This window comes from Bacteroides sp. LFL-34 (assembly GCF_027257075.1).
In the GTDB taxonomy this organism is placed as follows: Bacteria; Bacteroidota; Bacteroidia; order Bacteroidales; family Bacteroidaceae; genus Bacteroides; species Bacteroides ovatus.
In genome coordinates this window covers 45,350-70,563 of sequence record NZ_JAPQKZ010000038.1, presented here as the reverse complement: position 1 = coordinate 70,563, position 25,214 = coordinate 45,350, and the positions used below count along the sequence as shown (strand labels likewise).

The 25,214-nt window shown below is 41.1% G+C and carries 24 protein-coding genes and 1 pseudogene; 9 read left to right on the top strand and 16 right to left on the bottom strand.

Annotated features, from left to right (window positions below):
* Positions 1-634: 634 nt before the first annotated feature.
* The 8 genes and pseudogenes from N5O98_RS20100 to N5O98_RS20065 all read right to left on the bottom strand — a co-directional run bounded on the left by N5O98_RS20100 (position 635) and on the right by N5O98_RS20065 (position 7,089).
* Complete coding sequence (locus tag N5O98_RS20100; RefSeq protein WP_258987463.1) at positions 635-1,135, bottom strand: hypothetical protein; 501 nt, start codon at positions 1,133-1,135, stop codon at positions 635-637.
* Between the two features lie 64 nt (positions 1,136-1,199).
* On the bottom strand, positions 1,200-1,400 hold the full coding sequence (locus N5O98_RS20095) for a hypothetical protein (protein WP_002559006.1): 201 nt from the start codon (positions 1,398-1,400) through the stop codon (positions 1,200-1,202).
* 41 nt (positions 1,401-1,441) lie between these two features.
* Entirely contained in the window at positions 1,442-1,606 is a 165-nt protein-coding gene (locus tag N5O98_RS20090) for a hypothetical protein (RefSeq protein ID WP_181982449.1), read from the bottom strand.
* Between the two features lie 189 nt (positions 1,607-1,795).
* On the bottom strand, positions 1,796-3,532 hold the full coding sequence (locus N5O98_RS20085; protein ID WP_004308433.1) for a recombinase family protein: 1,737 nt from the start codon (positions 3,530-3,532) through the stop codon (positions 1,796-1,798).
* A gap of 62 nt (positions 3,533-3,594) precedes the next feature.
* A pseudogene (locus tag N5O98_RS20080) lies at positions 3,595-3,831 on the bottom strand (N-acetylmuramoyl-L-alanine amidase); the annotation flags it as partial.
* Positions 3,832-3,847: 16 nt separating this feature from the next.
* Complete coding sequence (locus N5O98_RS20075; protein ID WP_004303901.1) at positions 3,848-3,946, bottom strand: smalltalk protein; 99 nt, start codon at positions 3,944-3,946, stop codon at positions 3,848-3,850.
* 70 nt (positions 3,947-4,016) lie between these two features.
* Positions 4,017-4,505, bottom strand: a complete 489-nt coding sequence (locus N5O98_RS20070) for an HU family DNA-binding protein (RefSeq protein ID WP_004296631.1) — start codon at positions 4,503-4,505, stop codon at positions 4,017-4,019.
* A gap of 256 nt (positions 4,506-4,761) precedes the next feature.
* Positions 4,762-7,089 (bottom strand): DUF3987 domain-containing protein, encoded by a 2,328-nt coding sequence (locus N5O98_RS20065; RefSeq protein ID WP_032856017.1) that lies wholly within the window; start codon positions 7,087-7,089, stop codon positions 4,762-4,764.
* 152 nt (positions 7,090-7,241) lie between these two features.
* Here N5O98_RS20065 and N5O98_RS20060 point away from each other — a divergent pair, with 152 nt between their 5' ends.
* The 6 genes from N5O98_RS20060 (at position 7,242) to N5O98_RS20035 (ending at position 12,595) form a co-directional block, all read left to right on the top strand.
* Complete coding sequence (locus N5O98_RS20060; RefSeq protein ID WP_004303898.1) at positions 7,242-7,601, top strand: hypothetical protein; 360 nt, start codon at positions 7,242-7,244, stop codon at positions 7,599-7,601.
* 137 nt (positions 7,602-7,738) lie between these two features.
* The gene (locus N5O98_RS20055) at positions 7,739-8,245 is read left to right on the top strand and encodes a DUF805 domain-containing protein (RefSeq protein WP_004303897.1); all 507 of its coding nucleotides are present in this window, start codon (positions 7,739-7,741) and stop codon (positions 8,243-8,245) included.
* Positions 8,246-8,371: 126 nt separating this feature from the next.
* A complete protein-coding gene (locus N5O98_RS20050; RefSeq protein WP_118161540.1) occupies positions 8,372-10,630 on the top strand; it encodes a hypothetical protein in 2,259 nt (752 codons plus the stop codon).
* A 4-nt stretch (positions 10,631-10,634) separates the two neighbouring features.
* Positions 10,635-11,207, top strand: coding sequence for a sigma-70 family RNA polymerase sigma factor (locus N5O98_RS20045; RefSeq protein WP_004296637.1), 573 nt, complete (start codon positions 10,635-10,637; stop codon positions 11,205-11,207).
* A gap of 4 nt (positions 11,208-11,211) precedes the next feature.
* Positions 11,212-12,279 carry a RyR domain-containing protein gene (locus N5O98_RS20040; RefSeq protein ID WP_004310255.1) on the top strand — a complete coding sequence of 356 codons (1,068 nt, stop codon included), beginning with the start codon at positions 11,212-11,214 and terminating at the stop codon, positions 12,277-12,279.
* 22 nt (positions 12,280-12,301) lie between these two features.
* Complete coding sequence (locus N5O98_RS20035) at positions 12,302-12,595, top strand: RyR domain-containing protein (protein ID WP_004303891.1); 294 nt, start codon at positions 12,302-12,304, stop codon at positions 12,593-12,595.
* On the opposite strand, the gene N5O98_RS20030 is transcribed toward N5O98_RS20035, so the two are convergent.
* Genes N5O98_RS20030 through N5O98_RS20020 form a run of 3 tightly spaced genes read right to left on the bottom strand, consistent with a single transcriptional unit; the run spans position 12,570 to position 18,178 of the window.
* Positions 12,570-15,851, bottom strand: a complete 3,282-nt coding sequence (locus tag N5O98_RS20030) for a CHAT domain-containing protein (protein WP_004310257.1) — start codon at positions 15,849-15,851, stop codon at positions 12,570-12,572. The genes N5O98_RS20035 and N5O98_RS20030 overlap by 26 nt on opposite strands.
* 20 nt (positions 15,852-15,871) lie before the next feature.
* Positions 15,872-16,540: a hypothetical protein gene (locus tag N5O98_RS20025; RefSeq protein WP_004310258.1), complete on the bottom strand. Its 669-nt coding sequence runs from the start codon at positions 16,538-16,540 to the stop codon at positions 15,872-15,874.
* 21 nt (positions 16,541-16,561) lie between these two features.
* Positions 16,562-18,178 (bottom strand): formylglycine-generating enzyme family protein, encoded by a 1,617-nt coding sequence (locus N5O98_RS20020; RefSeq protein WP_008020296.1) that lies wholly within the window; start codon positions 18,176-18,178, stop codon positions 16,562-16,564.
* Between the two features lie 95 nt (positions 18,179-18,273).
* Here N5O98_RS20020 and N5O98_RS20015 point away from each other — a divergent pair, with 95 nt between their 5' ends.
* Positions 18,274-18,648: a RidA family protein gene (locus N5O98_RS20015; protein WP_004303886.1), complete on the top strand. Its 375-nt coding sequence runs from the start codon at positions 18,274-18,276 to the stop codon at positions 18,646-18,648.
* On the opposite strand, the gene N5O98_RS20010 is transcribed toward N5O98_RS20015, so the two are convergent.
* A complete protein-coding gene (locus N5O98_RS20010; protein ID WP_004303885.1) occupies positions 18,616-20,106 on the bottom strand; it encodes a bifunctional folylpolyglutamate synthase/dihydrofolate synthase in 1,491 nt (496 codons plus the stop codon). The two genes, N5O98_RS20015 and N5O98_RS20010, sit on opposite strands and share 33 nt — an antisense overlap.
* Before the next feature lie 131 nt (positions 20,107-20,237).
* On the opposite strand from N5O98_RS20010, the gene N5O98_RS20005 reads away from it, so the two are divergent.
* Entirely contained in the window at positions 20,238-21,563 is a 1,326-nt protein-coding gene (locus N5O98_RS20005; RefSeq protein WP_004296645.1) for a PhoH family protein, read from the top strand.
* Positions 21,564-21,683: 120 nt separating this feature from the next.
* Here the strand turns inward: N5O98_RS20005 and N5O98_RS20000 are convergent, their stop codons facing one another.
* The 4 genes from N5O98_RS20000 to N5O98_RS19985 form a co-directional block, all read right to left on the bottom strand.
* Positions 21,684-22,661, bottom strand: coding sequence for a dihydroorotate dehydrogenase-like protein (locus N5O98_RS20000; protein ID WP_004296646.1), 978 nt, complete (start codon positions 22,659-22,661; stop codon positions 21,684-21,686).
* A gap of 23 nt (positions 22,662-22,684) precedes the next feature.
* Positions 22,685-23,353 (bottom strand): YggS family pyridoxal phosphate-dependent enzyme, encoded by a 669-nt coding sequence (locus N5O98_RS19995; RefSeq protein WP_004296647.1) that lies wholly within the window; start codon positions 23,351-23,353, stop codon positions 22,685-22,687.
* 6 nt (positions 23,354-23,359) lie between these two features.
* The gene (locus N5O98_RS19990; RefSeq protein ID WP_004296648.1) at positions 23,360-23,839 is read right to left on the bottom strand and encodes a DUF4494 domain-containing protein; all 480 of its coding nucleotides are present in this window, start codon (positions 23,837-23,839) and stop codon (positions 23,360-23,362) included.
* A gap of 83 nt (positions 23,840-23,922) precedes the next feature.
* Positions 23,923-24,486: an HdeD family acid-resistance protein gene (locus tag N5O98_RS19985; protein WP_004296649.1), complete on the bottom strand. Its 564-nt coding sequence runs from the start codon at positions 24,484-24,486 to the stop codon at positions 23,923-23,925.
* Between the two features lie 137 nt (positions 24,487-24,623).
* Between N5O98_RS19985 and tpx the strand changes: the two genes are divergently transcribed.
* Complete coding sequence (gene tpx / locus N5O98_RS19980; protein WP_004296650.1) at positions 24,624-25,124, top strand: thiol peroxidase; 501 nt, start codon at positions 24,624-24,626, stop codon at positions 25,122-25,124.
* The last annotated feature ends 90 nt before the right edge of the window (positions 25,125-25,214 follow it).

Genomic DNA, 25,214 nt, shown 5'->3' with positions numbered 1-25,214 from the left:
AACTACCTGTTTGTCAATGGTTCAACTCCTTGAATTATATGTAAATCAAACAGGTCATATTTGCATTTTCCCACACTTCCATTGGGAAAATTAACTCCCATATTTAAAATTGCGAACTGTTATATCCCTTGTATTAGACAAGAATTTAGAAGTTCCACAAAAAAAGCCGCAGTTGAGCACATTTGTAAGTGTACTCGCTTGCGGCTATTTTTGTTTCTAGTTGGGAGTAGACTAATTTATTCGTCAAAGTCTCTATAATGAGCTTATTTGTGGGCATTGACATATTTTTCAGTGTCTCATACTTCAAGTGCAGGATTAGTCTATATAACTCCTAATCTTTAAAAATCAGAACAGATACTCTGTCACCCTAAAAAATGAAGTTCATGCGCACATAAAGTTTAAATTCTTTAGTAGTGGGGGAAAATGTGTGTTATAATATATAATTAATATTAGATACTTTTTCCCCACTACCTTACCTATGTAAAGCTAAGAATGGCTTGTAATACTAATAATAACACTGCACTTTGCCTTACACAGAAAAAATCACTTTTATTGCATCCTATTCTGTAAAACAGGTAGGTACAAGGGAAAAAATACTGTATATTAATATATTAATAAAGAACACTTTTTCCCCTTACTTGGGAATTATGATATTTCCATTATCATCTATCTCTACTATTTTATTTACTTTCTTCGTGGATAGTTTTTTCTGCTTGGAAAAATCATTTTCTAATAGAATATTTTCAGTATGTAAAGTTAAGGGAGTAGTGATTGATACTAAATCAGCACCAACAAGTTTTATTATATACTTGTCATAAGTCTTTTTATCTATTCCGATTGCTTTGATTATATTTTTCTTAATCAGCTCTATATTGCCATATTGGGATAATAGAAGTAATTGGATAAAGAAGCCCTTTATCGCTGCATCCAGTTCGATTAATGCAAACTTATTGGAGATAGTGATACATTGTTCTTCCATTGCAGGAATATGATAAATATTCCGTCTAGTTGGATAATAAAAACCATTATCCACAAAATAAGGCTTTATATCCAAGTACTCCTCAAATTTCTTATTAAAACTGCTTACTGATTTACCACCACTTGTTCTTTTTAATTCATCTAAAGTAATTCTCACATTATACCAATCATCTCTTGAAAGAGACAAACAGAAAAATCTATAAATATTGGCAGGTTTGAATCTATTTAGAATGGAATAGTTGACGGTTGCATTGCTTCTGCAAAATTTGGGTAGAATATTCATTAGTAGCGGATTGAATATTGTTTATAAATAGTAAATCTTTCTTCTCTTTTTCTATCTTGTAGTAATAAGCACTACCAAAGTAAATCTTTGCTTCTTTTCGATTATTGAATCGCTTTCCCGTAGGAATATGAATAATCATAGGTCATTGGTTTATTTTATAAATGATGTATCTGAATCTAATTAATGTTGTGGTGCAAAATAAATCGTATAGACTTTCCCTTGTATCTTTCTTTTGCTTTTAATATAGCCATTTGAACTAGCCCATAAGCCAACTCTAAGCCTGTTATCTGCAATTCCTTGTTTTAGTGCTTTTTCTCTGATTTCTTCATAGGTGAATGTTTGCATGGTACTGTTTTAAATAAAAAATGGTGATAAAATAGTGTATCTTTTGTGCCTGTGCTATCTTATATACTATTTGTAATATATTGATACAAAGGTACTAAGTTTTTAGGGAGTGACCTAATACTAGTACCACAAACTGAAAAAATCGACTAGAAGTATTAATAAAATGTGATTATCGATTGGCACTTTATTTTACTTTATTGTTTTTGCTTTTAAAGCCTTTTGCCTAGCTCTGTATTCCCTTTGCCTTCTAGCATTATCTTCTTTATGTTCTCTGCAATATTTTACATTATAATAACGGTTTTTCTCTTTGTTCCTTACTGCCTTAAATCTTTCTTCGTAGCATTTAATTTCTTCTGATACTGGCAAAACTTCTACACCATCTTCAATAGCGTGAAATTTACCTATTAAGTGTTGATGAATATCTTCTGTGACATCTGTAAAGACAGTATTCTTTTTCGTATTCAAAGTGTATTGAAGTGGATGATTCCAAAGTTTTGGATATATTGAAATAGTATATTTATACTGTTCAATTTTGTCTATAAAAGCACAATCAAAAACTTCGTGGATAATATCATATCTTGTTTTGTCGTCTTTTATTTCTGCTACTTTATCTAAGTTCACAACCTTGTCATCTCTACTCACTTCAATCAACAGATTTTGAATAGTAGCTCTATCATTCATCCACTTATTCAGTTCTTTTCTTTCCTTGTCTATTTTATTATTGAGTTCATTAATAAAAGAATCAGCTTTCGTTATTGATAGAGTACCCTCCACATAAGCCTTATGTTCTATTACCTCCGCTCTTTCCTGCATTGCTTTAATTCGCGATTCAGAAGTTTTAATTTTACTGTCGCATATTGTTAGTTGGCAGTAATATTGTTTTCTATCTTCATCATCCTTGTGTGCTAATTTAGTTGCATAAAGCATAATAGAACTATGCCAAAGTATGCTGTCAACTAAATTTATCTGTATCCAAAATCCTTTAGTACATTCTTGACAATGATATGTATTGTTATTCTTCTTTGCAACCATTATTCCACCACAGTAAGGACACCTTAATAATCCTTTACCGAAATAATAGTTGTTATACTGTTTTTTAGGTTTGTTTGTATTACTCTTGGCTATCTCTTTACATTTATTTATCATTTCCAATGTTACTAACTGAGGATATATATTTCCTTCCGTCTTGACATTATTACGTTTATTGGTAGAAGAAGGCAAACCTGCATAAGCTAAATTGTTTAAAGTTAATGATATAAATTTTCTAGCAGTAAGCAAAGTATAACCTACTAATAGCCCTGTTTGCATTAGTTCTTTAGCTAGACTACCATAACTATATTTCCCTGTCAAATATAAAGCAAATATCGTCTTTACTATATTTGCCTGTTTCTCGTCTATTATTAGTTTCTTCGTTGTCTCATCTACCGTATATCCATATAAAATCCAGCCACCAGTATATATAGATTCTTTGCGTTTAGCATCTTTTGTACGTTTCCACCTGGCTAGTTTAGTACGCATTTCTGATTCTGCCATTTGGGAGAATAAAGTGAATACCATTTCTGCACCCTCATCTATATCTCCATTATCTTTAAATAGCCGTATAGACGGATTCTTGACTACTAACTGTATTTTATGAGTTGTGAGATAATCCAATACAGAGAAGTTTATTTTCTTTCTTCTAGCAATTCTTGATACTTCCCAACAGTACACACAATTTATATCATTATCTTCTTCAATCAATTCTTTCATTTTGTTTAATCCTGCACGCTCTTCTTCTGCCAACTTTATACCGGATTCCTTTTCACATACAGGAATTATGCACTCCGGTAAATAGCCGTCTTTGATAGCCATATTGTAAATTTCTCGTTCCTGTTCGTCGAAATCCTGTGCTTTTGTAGAAACTCTTACTAATAGTATTGCCTTCATATTCAGATTATTCTAATAATAATGATGCAAATATAACTATTTTAGTAACAGGATATATAAATTATACTATATAATTTGAAACCTCGCACATGCGCACCGGGCTCCGATACCGGGCGACAATGGTGAAGTTCTCCATTACGGGTGATGTAAAAATGATACCCTATATCCTTGAAACCTCGTTGCAGGTGACATTGTCGAAGCTGCTCTACGGTGAAGGAAACATTGCAGCGCGTCGCGCTGCAATGAATCACCAACAACTTAATCTCACGTGGGAGATAGTTTTCTTCTGAATTTTCCATATCGGTCAGCAGGAGATTAATGTCCCACGCAGGACGTTACACCGATAGCCGAAATGATCGAAGTCGCGATAGTCACGATAAACTGGAGAATGTTTTTCCAAAGTTGCTTTTTCATATAAATTTGAATTAAAGAATAAATACTACTGATACATTATGAACTCAAGAACCAGTCAACAACCGGTTGATTATGCTGCCGGGTCCGGAGCTTCCCCGCTGCCGGAACCTCCCTGATTATCATCACCGCCATCATCAGGAAGTGGATCTTTATCCGAATCAGTGGAAGAATCACTCTTATACAATGTATAATCCAATGTCTTACACAACTTGCGGAGATCACTACCCGGATAGAAGAGCACTTTGCCCTTATCAATGCATGATGCCTTGAATTCCTTTGCCGTATCGGTAGGAGTACCGGTCTTGATACTCATACGGAAATTACCCAGGTCACCCATTTGGACGATATTTCCTTCATCCAGTACATTGACGATTTCGAGTAAAAACTCACCGATACAACCTTCTAGTTCCCCTTTGGAGTAAGAAGAACGTTCAGTGATACGTTTACAAACTTCCTTGACCGTCACTTTACGACCGCTACGCGCCACTGCATAAAATTTCGGAGTTTCACTAGGTTTCAACAGGTTCTTACGAGCCATGAGAGTGTAATTCTGTGCCATAACTTTTAATTTTAAATCATTAATTTTTAATTGTCTAATTGCCTTGTAATCGATTACATGACAAAAGTACTACATCGGGAAAGCGGCATGACGCATAATGACGCACACAGGCGCACAGATAAAAAGAAAAAACATCGGGAGATTTGTATCGAAACTTCCCAATGTTTGATTTCAATCATTGAGATGTTTTTTTCAAATCTCCCGATGTTTTTCCGGACTCTTCAAAAGGACAAAAGGACAAAAAGGACAGATGTGACTATTGCTCATTCATCTTGGTGTAAGAACCATGAGATATCTTATTGATCTTTACTCCATTAAGCGATTTTAGCAGACGTGTTACCTTACGATGGTTGAAATCATATTTTGCGCCAATCTGAATCGCTTCATCTGTCGTGAAACTATCGGGCAACTCTTGAACGAAATTACGAATAGTGTCCGGATTCTTCAGTGGACGGACCGAAGGAGACGGCATGGATGAGTGCAACAACCGGCTATGCTCGTAACAACATAGAACGATCTGAAGAGAACGCTCAAAATCAGCGTCTGTGCAATAAATCTCGGGAGAAAGATCGGTTACCTCAAATTGCCGGATACGGGTCTGGATCATGCTGATGCGCATCACCAGAAAAGCATAGCGTTTCACTACGGCTTGGAGGTCATCGTTGCCTTCCAATGCCACCTCGGACAGCATACGTGAGAAAATCTCATTCAGACGGTTCCATTGCAGGCGGTTGAAATGAAAAAGAACCGGATGAGCCAGACAGAAGTGATATAATTCGGAGACACGATGCGCAATCGGTTTGAAAGAATCTTCCAGTGAGACGCAGTCGTCGCCCATTTCTTTCCAGTGCGGAGCTTCGCGGAAAGTGTAAATCAGGGTGCGGCTGGGCAATCCGTTTTCGTAGCTGCTCAACAGGCCGTCTATTTGTCCAGGAGTACCCGTCAACAGCAAAGCCAATTTGGGATGGCGTATATAGATCGGAATGAGGCCGTTGGCTTTGTAGGAAGAATCTATATTTTCGTGCTCAAAAGCCTTGCGGAGCATATCGTCGAAATTGCCACAATCCAGATGATTGGCTGTGGATAGCGTTTGTGCCTCCGTGTCGAAAATGATGCTTCCCTGTGGACCGTTGTCCTGCATCTGCATTTGCATGCGGGTATAGCTGGTAGTAGCAGGAATGAATAGCATTTTGAAAGGAGGGCGTTGCGGTTCGTCGGAGCATGCTTCTCCTTTCTTCTTCTGTTTTTGATATTCTGATTGCCAGTTATTATGTACAGTCTGGTAGTTTTTCATCATAGATTCACTGGTAGACAGAATTTCTGAATGTATTTCTTCCAACAGGTATCGTCCGGTTTGGGCGATGCTTTTACCACTGGCGGCAGGCGAAAGTATGACACTGAATATATGCGTGGAGTATTTTTTATGATTATAAATTCCGAAAGTCTGCGGAAGTGCTGCGCTCAAGGCCGTGAGATCGGAAAGGAGAGCGACATCTTGTTCGCGTTTGCTTCCGTCTTCAATGATACAGTCATTTAATAGATCGGGAAGATTATTGTACAAACTGCGGGGAAATAAAGGGGTTCCTTTTCGGAATTCTTCTCCCAGCCAATAGGCTTCGTCGTCGGTATCGGAATTTTCTGCAGTACTATATTGTCTTTTTGTCCTTATGTCCTTTTGAAAAGAAGGGTCGCTGGCCGGAGAGGAAGCGGGTGCATGTTCATTAACTTGTTTATATCCAGACGATAAAACCTTTGTTAGCTCTTCGGAACGAAAATCTGTGTGCTCGAAAAATAGAGAAAGTTCGCGTAATATGCTTTTCTGGGGATAGTGTCGGCGGCAGGCTTCGCAGGCAAGTTTGAAGACGTTGGAATGGCGCTGACCGGCTGTTAGCGGATGAAAGAAAATATAGGACGAAATAAATTGGGCGATTTCTTCTTCAGACACGTTTTCCGGAGTATTATCCTGAAGGGGAAAGGGAGGAAGCACTTCATTTTCAGAGAAAGTGTTTGTTTCTTCTTTTATAAGTGGCTCCAACACAAATGCCTGATAGAGCGCCGCAACATATCCGTTGGGGGAATAACTGAAATAACACAGGCGACTTTCGTCCTTGCATGCCGGGTCACTCTCCAATCCCAGCAGTTGATTGTAGTAGCGGCTCACTAGTTGCTGCCCTTCACGATGGCGGTTTTCGATACCTTCTACATAGGCGAAAACTTTCACTCCGTCGGTAGGGCTTTCTATTGCCGCTACTGTGTGGGGATCTGCCGCACAACGTTGGATGACTTGAAGACGATCTTTTACATGATCGTAATCAAGTCCGACAATATGGCTGGGGAGAAGAAAGTTTTTGATAGCGTGCGCTCCGTCGAATGTGCCTGCCGGAGTGAAGCAGGGGAGTTGGTTTTTCAGCTTCTGTGCCGCGGCATGGTCTCCTTCTGCATAGTACCGCCGAATAGCGTTTATGATGGAGGCATAGATCGGATGAATGCACATAATAATGACTTCAAGGAAAGACATGACTCGGGGCTTTTTTGAATACACATTTTCGTAAACCGAGACTTTGATTTCTTCTAAAACTTTCATATAAAATTGTTTTTGTAAGATTGAGCTACCTGACTATCAGATAACGGGAACAAAGGTCGGGATATTAAAAATAGGGTTGCTTCCCTATGTGGATAGCACTTGATAAAGCAAATAAAAAATGAAATATTATAATTTATTAATCATAGAATGACATGGCAAAAGAAAAACAGGAACCTTATGAGTTTTTAAGCAATTTGGTATTGGCTTTAATGGATATGGATCGTATTTTCAGTAACAGTTTTTTCATAAGCGAATTCGCTATCTCTCCTAAAACATTAGGGGAGATAAGGCGGGGAGAGGATATGTGCATTTATCAGTATGTACGGGTGATCCGGTGTATGACGAAATATCTTCATTTGATTATTCAGCTGGATATGTTGCTGAAGGAGTTAAGAATCGTACTGTCTTCCCATTGTGACTTGGTGGTCGCTACGGTTCCGCATCGTTCTTGCGGAACTTGTCAGCCGACAGAATGGGTGGCAGTGATGCATTGGGATGGAGTGAAATTGTGATTTCTACAGAAAATAGGGCATTTTTTCAATCTTTTTGCCCGATTTCTTTCTTTATTTAATTTTTTTTATATCTTTGCTTTCATATTGAGAAACACGGATAAAAACTCACTTATTTATTCATATAAATTTAATAAATTATGTTCAAAGCTCCTTTCTCATTTGACGGGCGTATTCGTAGAATTGAATATTTCCTGTCGGGCATTATCGGTGGTATAGTTTCCAGTATTGCATGGGCACTTGGTGTAGGTACATTTATTTTGGGTGCTGCCAGCGGATCGGCCGGTGGATCAGTATTTGGTTTATTGATCGGTCTTGCTGCTATGATTGCTTCCATCTGGTTCTCTTTGGCACAGGGGGTGAAACGTCTGCACGACTTAAACAAATCCGGTTGGCTGATTTTGTTGTGCTGTGTGCCTATCATTGGTTGGATTTTTGCATTGTATATGTTGTTTGCAGATGGTACGGTAGGTCCTAATCCTTACGGAGCAGATCCGAAAAACCGTATGCCATATCAGGCACAGCCTGCTTCTGTAAATGTGACTGTAAACGTTTCAAGAGAAGAGGTGAAAGTTGACAAGCCGGTGGAGGATGCTCCCGCACCTGCAGAAGCTCCAGCGGAGGAGAATAAAGAAAAAGCTGAATAATCTTATTAAAGAAGAAATAAGAAAGCCTCTTGCAAAATTCGTTTTGCAGGAGGTTTTTTGTTACTAATCTGTTTGTTATTCAATATTTTGTATAAATTTGTAGAATAAATAATCAATCTATCGAATATGTATATGTTAAGCACAGTAATCTCTCAAACTGGTGAATGCAATGCACAGCACGCGACAGACCCTTGTTTTTTAAATCAATGGGGATATTCTACCCTTTTGTTAATCATTATCGGGATAGGTTTAGTATACCTGCTTTTTAAGAAACGGAAATTCTTAGTGGATAACCTGAAATGGATTGCAGGTACGGTATTTATTGCAGGTTTCCTGATATATTGGTATGCTTTTAATGAGGGAAGGAGTGATAGTAATTCGATAGCATTGACGTTTAGGTCTGCTCTGTCTTCTATGGAAATGTTCGCTTCGCATTCCGATCTTTTGGAGGTTCCTGAAGATCTGCATCATGATCCTTTCTACATGACGATATTTTCTGTGATACATTTCCTGGCCGTTATAGTGAGTGCGGTTTTTATCATCAAACTGTTAGGATTCAGATTCATCTCATGGGTGCGGTTATGTATGGCGAATCTTTCAAGAAAGAAGAAATGCCGGCTGTTTATTTTCTGGGGTGTCAATGATAATGCGATATTGCTGGCTAACAGTATAAGAAAAAAAGCGGCAGAGCCAAAGGGGAAGAATGAAGAAGGATGGGAGAATTGTAAGTTCATTTTCGTGAGGTTGCTTTCTGCTAATGAAAGCAGTTCTCATGGCCGGTTCACATTCAGTCATTTCTTTAATTCGTCTCATGACGGAACTGAAAAATTCATAGAAAAGATAGAAGAGCTTGACGGCATACTGGTTAACTCTAAATTTGGAATCACAGGCCGGGTTATAGATAAAGTCAAATCGGAATTTGATTTATACAAATATCTCGGATTGAGGAGATTGGGAAACCTAATCAAGAAGTACCCGCAGGCAACTTTCTATTTCTTGTCTCCCAATGAAGAACTGAATCTGGAGGCGGTGTCTGTTTTTAAGGAAATAGCGAAATGTAAAGAAGATAGAGTCCATAATCAGGTTCAGATTTATTGCCATGCGCGTAAGAACAACCAGAACCAGAAGTTGGAAATATGTGATGGGTTGAAACATCAGATTCATATCATCGACTCGTCTAATCTTGCTGTATTGCAATTAAAAAAGAATGTGAGGAATCACCCCGTGAATTTTGTAGATGTCGATACATCGAAGGCTTGTGTAAAGAAACCTTTTACGTCGATGATTATTGGCTTTGGAGAAACCGGACGTGATGCATTTCGTTTTCTATATGAGTTTGGGGCATTGATCGATGTAAATGGCAATAGGAACCCTCAAAAAATATATGTGGTTGATGAACATATAGATGAATTGAAAGGTGATTTTTTAATGAAAGCACCTGCCTTGAAGGAGAGGAAAAATGAGTTGGAATGGTGTGAAGAAATGTCTATCCATTCCGAACGTTTTTGGGAAAAATTTTCTGAAATCATTCATGATCTAAACTATGTTGTAATTGCTATAGGAAATGATAATGAAGGGATGGCATTGGCGATTGATCTCTACGAATATGCCTATCGATATAGAAAGGATTGTTTCAATGATTTTAGGATTTATCTGCGCGTCAATGGAAGTTGCAACACCATTCAGCTGAAGCAAATAAAAGAGTATTTTAATATTTATGGCAATACCCGGGATGTAATCATAACTTTTGGAGCGCAGGAAGAAATATTCTCGTACGATGTGGTATCGACAGATGTGCTTGAAGTATTGGCAAAGGAATTTTATTATGCATATCAGAAAATTATGATTGACGCAATGCCTGAAACGAATGAGAAGGAAATTGAAGAGAAGAAGAAAGCGAAGGAAAGCCTGAAGCAAACAGCGGAAGAAGAATGGAATGCGCGTAGAGAGGCATTGCAGGACAAGCATAGCTTGGATGCACAAATTAAATTGGCTTATCAGGAAGAGCAGGATAGGGCTAATGTATGGCATATCGATACCAAAAAGTTTTTAGCCGGGGCCATGGGAGAGGATGGCAAAGATAATAAGGAAAGATTGAAAGAGATGGTTGAGCTGACGCAGCGTGATGCCCATACATTGAACTATTCTAAGGTTTGTGACGTTGTTTCCAGTACATTATTTGATAATTTGAGTAAGTGCGAACATTTGCGTTGGAATGCATGTATGGAACTGCAAGGATTTGTAACGTGTGACGGAGATAAAGACTTTCAGCAGAAGAAGCATAAATGCATCGTCGATAATGATATTTTAAGAAGTAAATATCCGGAAACCATCCCTTATGACCAGTGTGTGGTTGAGCTAAGTTTTAGATTGAAAAAGAACTAACTATATGACAGATCAGGAAATAGTCGACGGATTAATCAATCGGGATGAAAAAATCACCGATTGGTTTTTCAACATAAAATATCGTCCGTTGTTTATCAATGTAATTAAGCTGATATTTGATTACCAGGTTGATTACGATGAATGTATCAGCGAACTCTACTATCATCTAATGAAGAATGATGCTGCCGTTCTTCGTAATTTTGAGGGACGTAGCACCATTGGAACATGGATTAAGATTGTGGCAATTCGTTTTTTCTGTTCCCGGAAAAAACGTGAACAGATGATAGAAGACGAGAGTAAAGAGCCTCTTTATGAGCAGAATCATGAAGAAGAAATAGACGACTCTGAATCGAAAATAGCCGCAAAGATTGATTTGGAACGTTTGTTCGATCTGATGTCGAATAAGCGGTATGTGATGGTCATCAGGGAATTAGTACTCAAAGAGGTCGAACCTGAATTTTTAGCATTATCTATGGGAATAACTGTTGCTAATCTGTACAATATTAAAAAGCGTGCGCTGGCAGCATTGGCTCACTTAGCTATGAATGATAAGAAGAAGTATGAAAACAAAAGATAAAAATATGATAACCGAAGAATTGTTGGCTGCTTTTGAAGAAGGTAAGACGAATGCTGAAGAAACAGCTTTGGTACTTGAATATCTGGCGACTGATGAAAGTTTGCAAGAGGAATTTATCTTGTCTCAACAGTTGGATGCCATGATGGGAGCTGATGATGAAGAAACGGACTTCCTGCCAATGGCGCAGATGGCAGCCAAATCGGAAGGTAATCTTTGTGATTTCCAGTGTGAGCAGTTTATTTTGAAACGTAGAAAGATTGAATATAATTCGGATGAACTCTCGGAGGAGGCCAGGAATAACAGTTGGTTGAGGGAGAGGGGAACTCCTTTGCATAGTGTAGGCCGCCTGCTCGAACAACGCGGATTGATTGTGATGCGCAGTTATGGTTCCAGTATTGACAGTGTCATACGTGCCCTCAAGGCCGGACATGATGCGATTGTTGTGGTAAATAGTTGCCGGTTGCCGGGAAATAGTGAGGAGGAAATTGCTTATCATGCAGCAGTAGTGCTTGACGTAAATGAAGAGGAAGTGACGCTTTATGATCCTGCAACAGGAGAGGAAAGTACGGCCTATCCCAAGGATCACTTTATTGCGGCATGGAATGATGCAAAAGCGTATCTTGCGAGAGTGAAAGTGCCTGATCTGGATTATAATCCGCGGCCTATTGATCTGGAAGATGTTGAATTGAGCACTGATTTGATTGAATTGCGTGAAGCCATTGCTGAAAATGCGCACGAAATCTGGGCCGACCAGCGCCAGGAAGAGGGATGGACTTATGGACCGCAGAGGGATGACGAGAAGAAAGAGACTCCGGACATGGTGCCTTATTCCATGCTTCCTTATTCGGAAAAAGAATATGATCGACGTATGGCGTTTGATACGATCAAGCTGATGAAAAAGCTGGGGTATAGTATTATCAAACAGGGCGATACGGCTCTTCATAATGAGCTGATGAGAAAATTGAAGAATGAAGGTGATGCCAAAGTCTGTGAATGTGGTGCGTCTATTTTTATGGACCAAATCTATTGCAGTCATTGTGGTAAAAAGATAGATTGGAAATTGTTCCGCTAATATATAAATAATGAATCATAAAATGAAAGAGTATATTCCCAATCCGGTGGATACAGGACATATCCAACTCCCGAAGGAGTTGGAATATTTGGTAGAAGAGATGGCTAAGAATGTTCATGAAGTCTGGTCGAAAACCAGAATAGAACAAGGTTGGACGTATGGAAAAAAGCGGGATGATGTGTTGAAGCAGCATCCGTGCCTGGTTCCGTATGAAGAATTACCTGAAGAAGAAAAGGTGTACGACAGAAATTCTTCGGTGGAAACCTTGAAACTGATTATGAAACTAGGGTTCAAGATTTCGAAGGATGAGGAATAGGCGATTTGCCTGCATCCAACAAGATAAATGGTGCCCAATATTTACTGTCTGCATATCCGTTCTCACGAAGGTACTGTTGCGCTTTTATAAGAGCCTGTCGTTCGGATAACCCTGAAATGATGTTCTCATAGAATTTAGTCATGAGAAGCATGGAGGCCTGGTCGTCAACAGCTGAAAGTGTCATGAGGATGGTTTGTACTCCTGCATTCTTAAAGCCTCGTTGAAGACCGAAAAGACCATCCGCACCAAGAGTACCTTGACCGGTGTTGCAGGCAGAAAGAACAACCATACGACAACCGCGGAGGTTTAGTGTACTGATTTCATCTGCACGGAGCAGTCCGTCGTTATTCTCTTCCGTGGCATTGGCGCCGGACATAATCAGGAAGCAATGCTTCATCGCATCATCGGCTTCACGTTGCTTCAATTCTTTATAGTCTCCGTGAGTAGCTATGTGAATCAACGAAACAGCTTTGCCGTCGAGTGCCCGGAACTGCTTTTCCGTTCCGTTTTCACCTACGAATAGATTGGTTTTAATCTTCTTTTCTTTCAATAGGGAATTTACGTTATTTACTTCATTGAGCGTATATGGTAACTCATGATACCCATTCTGTCCGTTACGGAATTTCCCGGAGTTATGATCTGTAGAAACAATATTGCGAACTTTGGTTGAAGCCATTTCGTAGTCTAATCCTCCGAAAAGTGCGGCTGATGAGTAGTTCAGTGAAGCTTTGTCGAGTGCGATTTCTTTTGTTGACGATAAACGATAGACGGCTTTCTGGAATGCTAACGGCAGGTTACCCGCTCCATACGGAAGATATTCTACAGGTAACTGATGAAGTATCCCGTCAGGTGAAAAATAAATAGTATCCGCTTTGCTGATATATTCATCCAGCACTTTCCAGAAATGTGCCCCGTTTTCGGTTGTGGTGAAAGCCGTAGGCGATTGCATCTCTTTCGATAGCAATTTCTGACTCATTAACTTGATTGCGGTGGGAGACACGTCACCCGGACGAAGTACGAAAGCGGTCAGGTGTTTGTCCGGAGCTAGTAGTTCATCGTCTATGAGAGCAAATTCTATGGCGATGGAGTTTCCATGCAGATGCTTTTGTACGTCCTGCCATTTGACAGAAAGATAACGGGTATAGTCGCCGAAATCAGTAGATTTTCGCATCAAGTCCAGTTGCAGCTGTTCATACTCCTCTTTCTGGCGGATGATATTTTTCCGTGCTTCCGTCTGATTGGTTGCATTCGGGAGTTCACTTTGCATGGATAAAATTTGTTCCGCCATAAGGGTAGCCTTGTTGTATTGGTCGAGCAGGGATTTATCTCCCGAAGCGCGGATCAGAGACTCCAGTTCAATAGACGAATTGAGCATAATACCTTTTGAAAACAATAATGCATCGTAACCTAACCGGGCAAAACGTTGTTTTTGTTCAGGTGTACCTGTTGCGGCGATATTGGCTGCACGGAGGGGAATACTGTCCAGTGAGGAACGGATATCCTTCCAGAATGCCAGGCGTTCATCGGCTTTCGAGAGACGGAAAAGATTACGCAGCGCGGTTGTTTCGCTGGAGAGGAAAGGTTCCATATAGGCTAATGCCTTGTCGGTCTGTCCTTGGGTATAGTAGATGTCAGCGATAGTCCCTAATGCGGAGACATACATCAAACCGTCTTCTCCCCATTGCAGGCGATAAGCGTCCAATTGTTCAAGATTCTCTTTCAATAGCCTGTTTAAAACCGCCATTCGTTGACGTTCGGCATCCTGTTCTGTCTGCCTGGCTGCTGTCTCATTGCCCATCATGGTGTGGCAACGATTCAGACTGCTAAGTGCATCCTGATATTTTACATCACTGCCGGGAAGAATTTTGTAAATGTCTGCAGCCTGTTGGTAGTTTGCTGCTGCTTCTGCATATTGTTTTTGTCGGTATAAGATACTGCCTCTGGAACGCAGAATTTCCCCCATCTTATCTGACTTATCACCCGTCGGAAGCAGTTTTTCGGCTTTTGTGAGTATTTCGAGGGCTTTTCCGTACTCCTTGGTGAATCCGTAGTTACGGCACAATGCAACGGAGGCGTCTACATATTTGTCCAGTTTGTCCGGCAACATCTGTGCATAAACCGACAGTGCCTGGTTGAGCATACGATTGGAGGCCTCATACTTGGCGGCAATGCTATAATTGAGTCCGCCCAGATAAGATTCCAATGCAAATTTAGCCTGTTCGGCAGGATTGTTGCGAAGGATGTCTGCTGCCAGTTCGTAGTATTCGCCGGCAGATGCGTGATCTTGTATTCCGGAAAGAAATTGCGCATAGTTGTGGCGTACTTTAAAAACAATCTCCTTATCAGTATTCACATCGCATTTCTTTAAAGCATCCAGAAAATGTGCCCTTGCCTTATCATTGTTACCTATGCTGGCAAAATACTGGGCACGCTCGGTCAGGCAATCAGGTTCGTCGCAAGGCTTTTCCAATTCTTTTTTATTGTGAGCTTCTACCAATTTCATGTATTCTAATACTTTCGGCTGATTGTTCAGTTCCACGTAGATGGATGATATCCAATCGAGAAGTTGCTCGTATTCTTTTGAATCGTCAGGAAAGATGTTGAAGGCCTGCTCATAATAAGTGACTCCTACATCTTTACGTCCCGACAGGTAGTACAACGAACCTATCTGCTGGAGTTGACGGGCAACTGAAAGGGACTTTTCGCCATACATCTTTTTACTGATGGCTATTTCCTCTTCTACGATGGCACTTGCTTTGTCCATTTCTCCTAAAGCTATGTAGCAGCGGGCGAGATTGATATGAAACATGAATGCCTGTTCAGGACGGGGCTGAATGCGACTGCACAGTTCCCATGTCTTGCCATGAATTTCTGCTGCTTTAGGATAGTCTTTTGCAACAGTCAGGTAGTAGAGTCCTGTGTTGTTCAGGGAGGAAATGTATTTGATATTTGTTTCGCCCAGTATGGTCTTGCGCATATCTGCTGCCATTTGTGTATAGGTTAGTCCTTCGGGACGTTCCAGATTCAGATAACAACGGCCGAGAATGTGCAGGCAGGTAGCGCGTTCCGCACTCTGTGTCTTTCCTGTTTTGACATATAATTCATCCGCTTGTTTCAGTTTGGTAATGGCAGTTGGGTAATCTTGTTTACTTTCTAGTTTTTGAGCTTCTTCAACCAGTAGGTCGGCTTGGCTTGTAGTCTGTGAGTAGGCTGTCAGACATAGACAGGCTAATAGAGATAGAATGAATTGTCGCATATAATAGAGATTTTAGTGGATTAAAATAAGATCAAGGCAAAGCTCCCGTCTCTCTTGCTTTTATTGGTGATCGAGACGATGATTTTATATCGTTCATCCGAGCTAACCTTTTCTTTTCGGAAGGGAAGACCTTTCCGGACGCTGTCATTACATTTGTATTCCCGTTCACTTTTCGATTGATAACCGATTGTCTTTATTTTCCAACTGAAAGAGCGATTCACCTCTGCCACACAGCCTATCTGCGAGGTTCCCGAACAGCTCGGAATCTCGAAAGTACAGGTCTGACCGGCAGCCACCATTTTGGTATCTAATCTTACTTTGTTGGCGGAGTCCTTATCACCTCTCATCCTCGCTTCTGCCGCATACTTGTCCGCAATTTCATAGATTGTTTCATTATCAACGCAGGCTTGAATGAATTCGTAGTCAAATACCAGATGTCCTTTCAGGCTCAAGACATCGCCCTTGGTTTGTTTGACGGTTAATGGGATAGGGGCTGCATCACGCAGCGTTTTGCTTACTGCCAGCAGTTGTTCGCCACTGGCAAAGCCGCCGTCCAATGCTTCACATGCTTTCTTACAGGCGTCGAACACCGTTTCAAAGGGTGTCGTTGTCTGTGCATTGGCACTCATTTGCCCTCCGATGGAAAAAAACAGGAGGATGAATACTCTGAAAATAGTTTTCCTGCTCATTTTTATTCTGCATTCATAGTGTTATTGAATAGGATTAAGTACCACACGAAATCCGATATGTGGTTCTGATGTATCGTAAGTCTGTACGCTACGATGGCGAATGTCCATATCACGTTCGTTGGCCAGGTAGCTGCCTCCTCTCACTATCTTTTTATGGTGTCCGGGATTCTCTGCCGGACCTTGGGGATCTGTGACCCGTGTATTTTCATACCGGCTCATCCAGTCTGTACACCATTCGGCGGCGTTGCCTGACATGTCGTATAAATCGAATCCGTTTTCGCGTTTCTCGCCAACGGGATGCAGGCGTTCATTGGCATTGGAGGCATAGTAGGCTACATCACGAATGTTGTCTGAACCGGCATAAGGATAGCTTTCGCCTCCGGCGGCTGCATACTCCCATTGCGCCTCCGTAGGGAGGGAAAAAGGTAAACCGGTGAGCTTGTTCAGTTTCTTGGTGAAGGCCTCTGCATCATTCCACGTTATATGTGTCATAGGCAGCATGCCTTCTTCCGTAACAATGGAGTCATTCATAATGGCATACCACAACGAACGTGTTACTTCGTATTTACACATATAATAATCGGAACTTAATACAACGGTGTGCTGCGGTGAGTCATATCCTTTTCCCATAGTTTTCCCCATGATGAATTCTTTGTTTTTGGCCGGAATCAGCAGCATATTATTCATCATGTCCACCAGGGAGCGGAGCTGGGGCAGTGTGATTGTGGGATTCCATTTTACGTCTACCCATTCTTTCTCTCTGTCTTTTATATCCCTGTTTCCGGTGTTGTTTACGGAAGCGCGTCCGTCATTCCGGAGTGCATTGAATTCATGCAGGATGGAGTCGCATGTAGATTTCAAAGGACTGTCCGGGTGTTTCTTTATGAAACTACTATAATCGTCATAAGTGCGGCAATCCTTGAATTCCAGTTTTTGTTCTGCCGTTCTTTGGATGGAAGTATAAGTTTTGCTTCCTGCTACTATTAATGATAGAGCAATGAAAGTCATCACAAGCCATTTGGCAGATACATAAGAAGGTTTTGATAACATTTGTTTCAGGAGGTCACCCTTTATATCTTTGAATCGGGCTACTCGTGAGTTGCTGTAAAATACAGCTTGAAAATCTTTTAATCCGCTAATGTCCGGTGGTAGTTGCAGGGTGGCGAAATCATAGCTTTCACTTTCCTGCGGAGCAATCGGAATGATATTTATCTGTTTGGGGTTTCTACTCCGGCGGTGTAACGCACGGCCTAATTCTATCCGGACAAAATCGATTTCTCCGGTATGGCTGATCTGCTTAATTTCCGTTTCAAACTCTTCATAGGTCAAGGATGCCATCCGTTCGTAGAAAGCCACTTCTTCCATGTCCCATGTTGCTTTTTCGCCTGTCTCGACCGCTTCTTCATTGAGCGGGCGGATCGTTGTAAACGTCTCCGGCACCATAAACATAATGAAGTCTTTGCACTCATCAATACGGCGAATCAACTCAACATCAAACCGACCGTTTAAATTGTCTTTATCAAAGCTCACCCTTTTGCGGAATCCGGATTCTTCCAGCATCAGTTGTAGCATTTCAGGCTTGTCGCCCGAACATCTTTTACGGTAACTTATGAATATGTCGTAATTATGCTTGCTCATCAGCTGCTAAGATAATAAAAAGAAACAGATTTGTCAATCTTACTCGAAATTTATTTTTATCTTTGAAATTCGGTAAACAGAAAAAAGAAATATATATGAAAAAAGTAATTTGCAGTGAGAAAGCTCCGGGGGCTATCGGCCCTTATAGTCAGGCGATAGAAGCCAATGGTATGGTATTTGTGTCCGGTCAGTTGCCTATTGATGCCGCTACGGGACAGATGGCTGAAGGGATAGAAGGACAGGCTCGCCAGTCGTTGGAGAATATCAAACACATTCTTGAAGAAGCAGGATTGACAATGGGAAACATTGCCAAAACCACTGTCTTTCTTCAGGATATGTCCCTGTTTGCAGGGATGAACGGTGTGTATGCCACGTATTTTGACGGAGCCTTTCCGGCACGTTCGGCGGTTGCCGTAAAAGCTCTGCCAAAGGATGCGTTAGTAGAGATTGAGTGTATCGCGGTTCGCTAACAAATCTGCGACAATGAAACTGCTGCCTCCTACAAAGATCAGATCTTTGGGGGGGCAGTTCTTTTTTGCCGCCTGTACAGCTTCTACAACAGTGGGGTAGGTGGTACCTTTCAATCCGGCTTCTTCTGCCAATGCCAGTAGTTCATTTTCCGGAAGCGCGCGTTTAACGCTTGCTTTGGTAAAATAATAGGTGGCATATTTCGGCAATGCTCGCAGAACCCCCCGGATGTCTTTGTCATTGACCATGCCGAATACAATATGGATCTCCTGATCGAAGGTTTTGTGAATGGCATTGAGCTGTACATGGATATATTCGATTCCATCAACATTATGTCCCGTGTCACAGATAATATCCGGATAGCTGTGTACTTTCTGCCAACGCCCCATCAGACCGGTGAGCTGACATACGTTTGCAAGACCTGCGCGATAGTCCTGGGATCTGATGTTGTAGTTCAGACGGGTCAGTGTCGCAAGGGCTTTTAGGATGGTAAACATATTTTCGAATTGGTAAGCTCCGCTCAACTCTGTGAAAAGTCCGAAAGGAAACATCTCATTGTGGATTTTGATAGCATCTTTTCTTTTGTCGAGTATCTGGTCTAGCGTACGTAGACTGTCTGACAGGTCTAACATGAGTAATGCTTGCCGCATCTGGTTTGCCTCTTCTTCTGATTGTTCGTCCATTGCTTCGATCATTTCGTGCATGCTCTGAATTGTGTTGTCCATCATCGGTCTTATTTCTTGCAATTTCGAATAAGGAACTATTTCCATGTCCCAGTACCGGGCATTTTCACGGGCATATTCGATAGGCGCATTCTTTTCTTTAGCTTTCATGGTAAATACACGTTTCACTGCCCCTTGGGCTCTGCCGATAACGACCGGAACTCCTTCTTTGATAATTCCGGCTTTCTCTTTGGCAATCTTCGTCAGCGTGTCACCCAGATATTGGGTGTGGTCGAGGCCTATGTTGGTGATAACACACAAATCCGGATGGATGATATTCGTACAGTCCAATCTTCCGCCCATGCCTACTTCGATAACTGCTACATCTACTTTCTGGTCGGCAAAATAACGGAATGCCATAGCGGTGGTCAGTTCGAAGAATGAAGGGTGCAGCGGCTCGAAGAAAGAGCGATGCTCTTCTACGAAATTGACTACATACTCTTCCGGTATCATCTCACCGTTGATACGGATACGTTCGCGGAAGTCGATTAAATGAGGGGAGGTGAATAGTCCTACCCGGTAACCGGCGCACTGCAATACGGCTGCGATGGTATGTGAACAGGATCCTTTTCCATTGGTTCCGGCGATATGTATCGTCTTGAATTGTTGATGAGGATGCCCAAAATGTTCGTCCAATTTGTGTGTGGTCTCTAAACCCGGCTTATATGCTTTGCCTCCTATTTGTTGAAACATTGGCGCACTCTCATATAAGTACTTTAAAGTGTTCTGATAGTCCATGTTTTATAATATTTAACGTCGGGCAATCTTTATTGCCCACTAATTTGTTTATCTTTAGAACCGTCAATCTGACTATAAATGGGGGATTGGCGAATGAGATTGCAAATATCAACATTTAAATCTAAGAAATCATGGGAACTAAGAAAAATTTTGTGCTAGACACAAATGTTATTCTTCACGACTACAATTGCTTGAAGAATTTTCAGGAAAATGATATTTACCTCCCTCTTGTTGTACTCGAAGAACTGGATAAGTTCAAAAAAGGAAACGAGCAGATAAATTTCAATGCTCGTGAGTTCGTGCGCGAATTGGATGTGCTGACAAGCGACGAGCTTTTCTCCGACGGAGTGAAGCTTGGCGAAGGATTGGGACGTCTGTTTGTCGTGACAAGCAATGTGCCGGCTGCCAAAGTGTGGGAATCGTTTCCTATAAAGAAACCCGATCATTTGATTTTGGCGGCAACCGAATACCTGACCGACAAGTATCCGAAAATGAAATCTATCTTAGTGACCAAAGATGTGAATCTGCGCATGAAAGCCCGTTCAATCGGTCTGCTTTGCGAAGATTATATTACGGATAAGGTGGTAAATGTAGATGTGTTCGAGAAATCTAATGAGATTTTTGAAAATGTAGATCCGGCATTGATCGACCGTATTTATTCTTCAAAGGAAGGCATTGACTTGAGTGAATTTGACTTTAAGGATTTGATTCATCCCAATGAATGTTTTGTATTGAAGAGTGACCGGAATAGTGTATTGGCACGCTACAATCCTTTTACCCATTCTATTATCCGTGTGATGAAGGGTAAGAATTATGGAATCGAACCACGGAATGCGGAACAGAGTTTTGCTTTTGAGATTCTGAATGACCCGAACATCAAACTGGTGGCTCTGACAGGAAAAGCGGGAACAGGTAAGACTTTGCTGGCTTTGGCTGCTGCTTTGGGCAAGCTGACGGATTACAAACAGATTTTGCTGGCACGTCCCGTTGTGGCGCTTTCCAATAAGGATATCGGTTTCCTTCCGGGAGACGCACAGGAAAAAGTAGCTCCTTATATGCAGCCGTTGTTTGATAACCTGAACGTCATAAAACGTCAGTTTGCTACAAACTCTACCGAAGTGAAGCGCATAGAAGATATGCAGAAAAGCGAGCAGCTGGTGATTGAAGCTCTGGCATTTATCCGTGGTCGTAGTTTGAGCGAAATGTATTGCATCATTGACGAAGCGCAGAATCTGACCCCGAATGAAATAAAGACAATCATCACCCGTGCAGGAGAAGGTACGAAGATGGTATTTACGGGAGATATCCAGCAGATTGACCAACCTTATCTGGATAGTCAGTCCAATGGCTTGGTATATATGATTGATCGTATGAAAGACCAGAATATCTTTGCACACGTCAATTTGCTGAAAGGTGAACGAAGTGAATTGAGTGAACTGGCAAGCAACCTGTTATAACAGATTTCTCTGCTAAGCGAGATAAATTAATAAGTGATTAAAAAAGTAAACGGTGAACATCCTGTTGCAAATAGCACAATTTGTTCACCGTTTTCTTTATTGATTTAGTATACTTTTTCCTTATTCTTTCTTTCCGAAATATTTCAGGAACTGTGTACGTTCGAATGTATTAACACCCTGAACATCCTTAATATTCAGTTTGCCTTTGAATTGAGCTATATTCCTGAACCCTTTGCGTTCCATCCATGCAGAGAGGAAGCGGTTGGCTTCTCCGATGAATGCATTTGTATTTAGATAGACTGCGCTACAAACTTCTACAGCCGAAGCACCGGCAAGGATAGCTTTCACTACTGATTCTGCATTGGCAACACCACCGGAAGCTGCATAGTCGATCTTGTCTACTACTGCAGACGCAATTCCGATCCAACGAAGCGGAATGGCGAGGTCGGAAGCATTGCTGAATATTTCGCCTGAAATATGCTCCATCTTTTCGATATTGATGTCCGGCTGATAGAAACGGTTGAAGAGAACAACTGCTGCTGCACCGTTGGCATACAACTGATCGATTAATGCCACAGGATTTGTCAGGTTATCACCCAGTTTCATGATTACAGGTATCTTGATTGTTTTTTTAATGTGGCGGAGAATATCGATGTGGCGTTGTTCGAATGAACCGTATGTATATTGCACTTCCGATTGCAGGGCAAGGATATTGATTTCCAATGCGTCGGCACCGGCTTCTTCAATCATCTTTGCAAAGTCAATCCATTCGGAATCAGTGTAGCAGTTGATGCTGGCAATGATAGGAATGGGGCATACCTTCTTACTTTCTTTTATTAAAGTCAGGTATTCGGATAGCTTGTGCTCACGGATATATTCTTCCAGATAGTCACTGGCTTCCGGATAGAAAGCCGGATCTTTCAGTTGGTCTGCTTCCAGCATGATCTGTTCCTCAAACAGTGATTTCAGAACAATTGCACCGGCACCATCTTCGGCCAATTTTTTGTTTTTGCCGGCACTGTTGGTCAGCCCCGAGCTACTGATAATGATAGGGTTTCTAAGGGAAAGCCCTGCGAAAGTAGTTTTTAAATCGGTCATAGCAATATGTTTTTTACTCCTGATTAATAAATTCGTTCTCCGAAAATCTTGCTTCCTACCCGTACCAACGTACTTCCTGCGGCAATGGCTTCGTGGTAGTCATGTGACATTCCCATCGACAGCTCGCAGAAAGTATCGGAGTGGATGAACCAAGTTGTTTTTATCTCGTTAAAGAGCCTATTTAGTAAACCAAATTCCCGGTTGATTTGTTCAATGCAATCGGTGTTGCTGGCCATCCCCATTAATCCGCAGATGCGTACATGAGTCAGCTCTTTCCATTCTCCGGCATTCAACATCTCCTTACATTCTTCGGGACTGAAACCAAATTTGGTTTCTTCCTGCGCAACGTGAATCTGCAATAGGCAGTTCACTGTACGTCCCGCTTTGACAGCTTGTTTGTTGACTTCGGCCAGCAGTTTATAACTATCAATTCCATGAATCATCGCTACGTATGGTATCATGTATTTGATTTTGTTCGTCTGCAGGTGTCCGATGAAATGCCATTCAATGTCTTTGGGCAAACTTTCGTATTTAGCTGTCATTTCCTGCACTTTGCTTTCTCCAAAAATACGCTGTCCCGCCTGATATGCTTCTTCTATCGCTTCATTGGGATGGAATTTTGAGACAGCAACCAGCCGGACTCCTTGAGGGAGTTCGGCCAGCACTTGCTTTAAATTGTCAGCAATACTCATTGTTACTTATGCTTTTGATGGATCAAACTCCGGTTTGTCATTCGGTTCGGCGCTGTAAGGATATACATCCATGAGCGGAGTCTCGGATACCATACCGATCTGATAATCTGCCATGGTTCCTTTCATTCCTTCATCCAGCTTCTTGACTGCGTCGCGCAAGTCGGCAGCTTGTACCAGTACTTGGGTGGAAGTCTTTTTTTCAGCACCGCTTTTTTCATCCAGAGTGATGAAAATAAGTTTGCATTTGAACCAGCGGTCGGCACTTTCTTCGTCGCTAGGGAAAAGTTCGCTATAGTTGGCACGTTTAATATCCGAAACGGTAAATTCTCCGGAGATAAACGGAGTCATTTCTTCAATAATCCGTGCTTCTGCTTCTGTAAAACTGAGTGCGTCAACAAGATAAGGTTCAGTTACTTTCTTCTGCATTCCGTTTTCCATTACTTTTTCATAACGGATCTTGCACTCAAACCATGTATGCATTGCCATAATTTTCTTCCTTTTTAATTAATTGATTTATGTAAATTGCCTACAAAGATAAACAAAATCCCAAAGTAAGTGCCGAAAGCTTTTTATTTTCTTTTATGCAGATTCTTTAATTCAAATGAAAGCATGACACGGAAAAGTCCGATGATGAGGAAAGCAAAAGAAATCATATACACTGCGTAGAGCGCTCCTATGGCGGGTTGCCATAATATTAAAAGAGAGCACAGGATGGCAAGAATACCGAAAGCCATGTACCAGCCCCAGTCGCGGGTTCCGTAACGTTTCAGGTCGATGGAATAGCCGGTGGAGGAGAACCCTCGGAACATAAGCCAGAAGGCTATGATGAAAGGGATAACTTCCATGCTGACCATCGGATAGGCAATCAGGTAAATACCCAGAACGAGGTCGATGAGTCCTCCTACGATATACCACCCCCAGCTCGGGACACCTTTCCGGTTGCTAAGAGCGAAGATGATTTCCAGAATACCGCTTATCAGCATCGATACACTGAAAATGATACTTAGAGCTACATAGGTGCTTACGGGTGAGAACATGAGCCAAAGGGCTACAATGATATACACGATTCCCAAAAGAAGAGAAGTCCACCAATTTTTTACTGAATGTTGAATCTCATTGAATACAGTTTCCATACATTTTATATTTTAAATTGAACACTAGAGTGATTTCGTTGAGGAATAACAAATTGAATTTAGAAAAGGTTTTCCGTGAACATATTTGGGGGAATAGTTGTTTCCTATATAAAGTAAATTTTAAATATACATGCATTATGGCAACAACAAATTTCAAAGGACAACCGGTGAAACTGATCGGTGAATTTATACAAGTAGGTAAGGTAGCTCCTGACTTCGAGCTGGTAAAAACAGATTTATCTTCTTTCTCTCTGAAAGATTTAAATGGTAAAAATGTGATTTTAAATATTTTCCCTAGTCTGGATACCAGCGTATGTGCAACTTCTGTACGTAAGTTTAATAAAATGGCTGCCGGATTGAAAGATACGGTAGTATTGGCTATTTCTAAGGATCTTCCTTTTGCACACGGCCGTTTCTGTACGACAGAAGGTATTGAAAATGTAATTCCATTGTCTGATTTCCGCTTCTCTGATTTCGACGAAAGTTACGGAGTGCGTATGGCAGATGGTCCGTTAGCAGGACTTTTGGCGCGTGCGGTAGTTGTGATTGGCAAAGATGGCAAAATTGCATATACGGAACTTGTTCCTGAAATCACCCAGGAGCCTGATTATGACAAAGCCTTAGCTGCTGTAAAGTAATATAGAATATGGAGTATTAAGTATTAGGTATTAACTATTAGTTGCAGCTAATAAACGAATATGGCTAATACTTAATACTTAAGCCTGCTA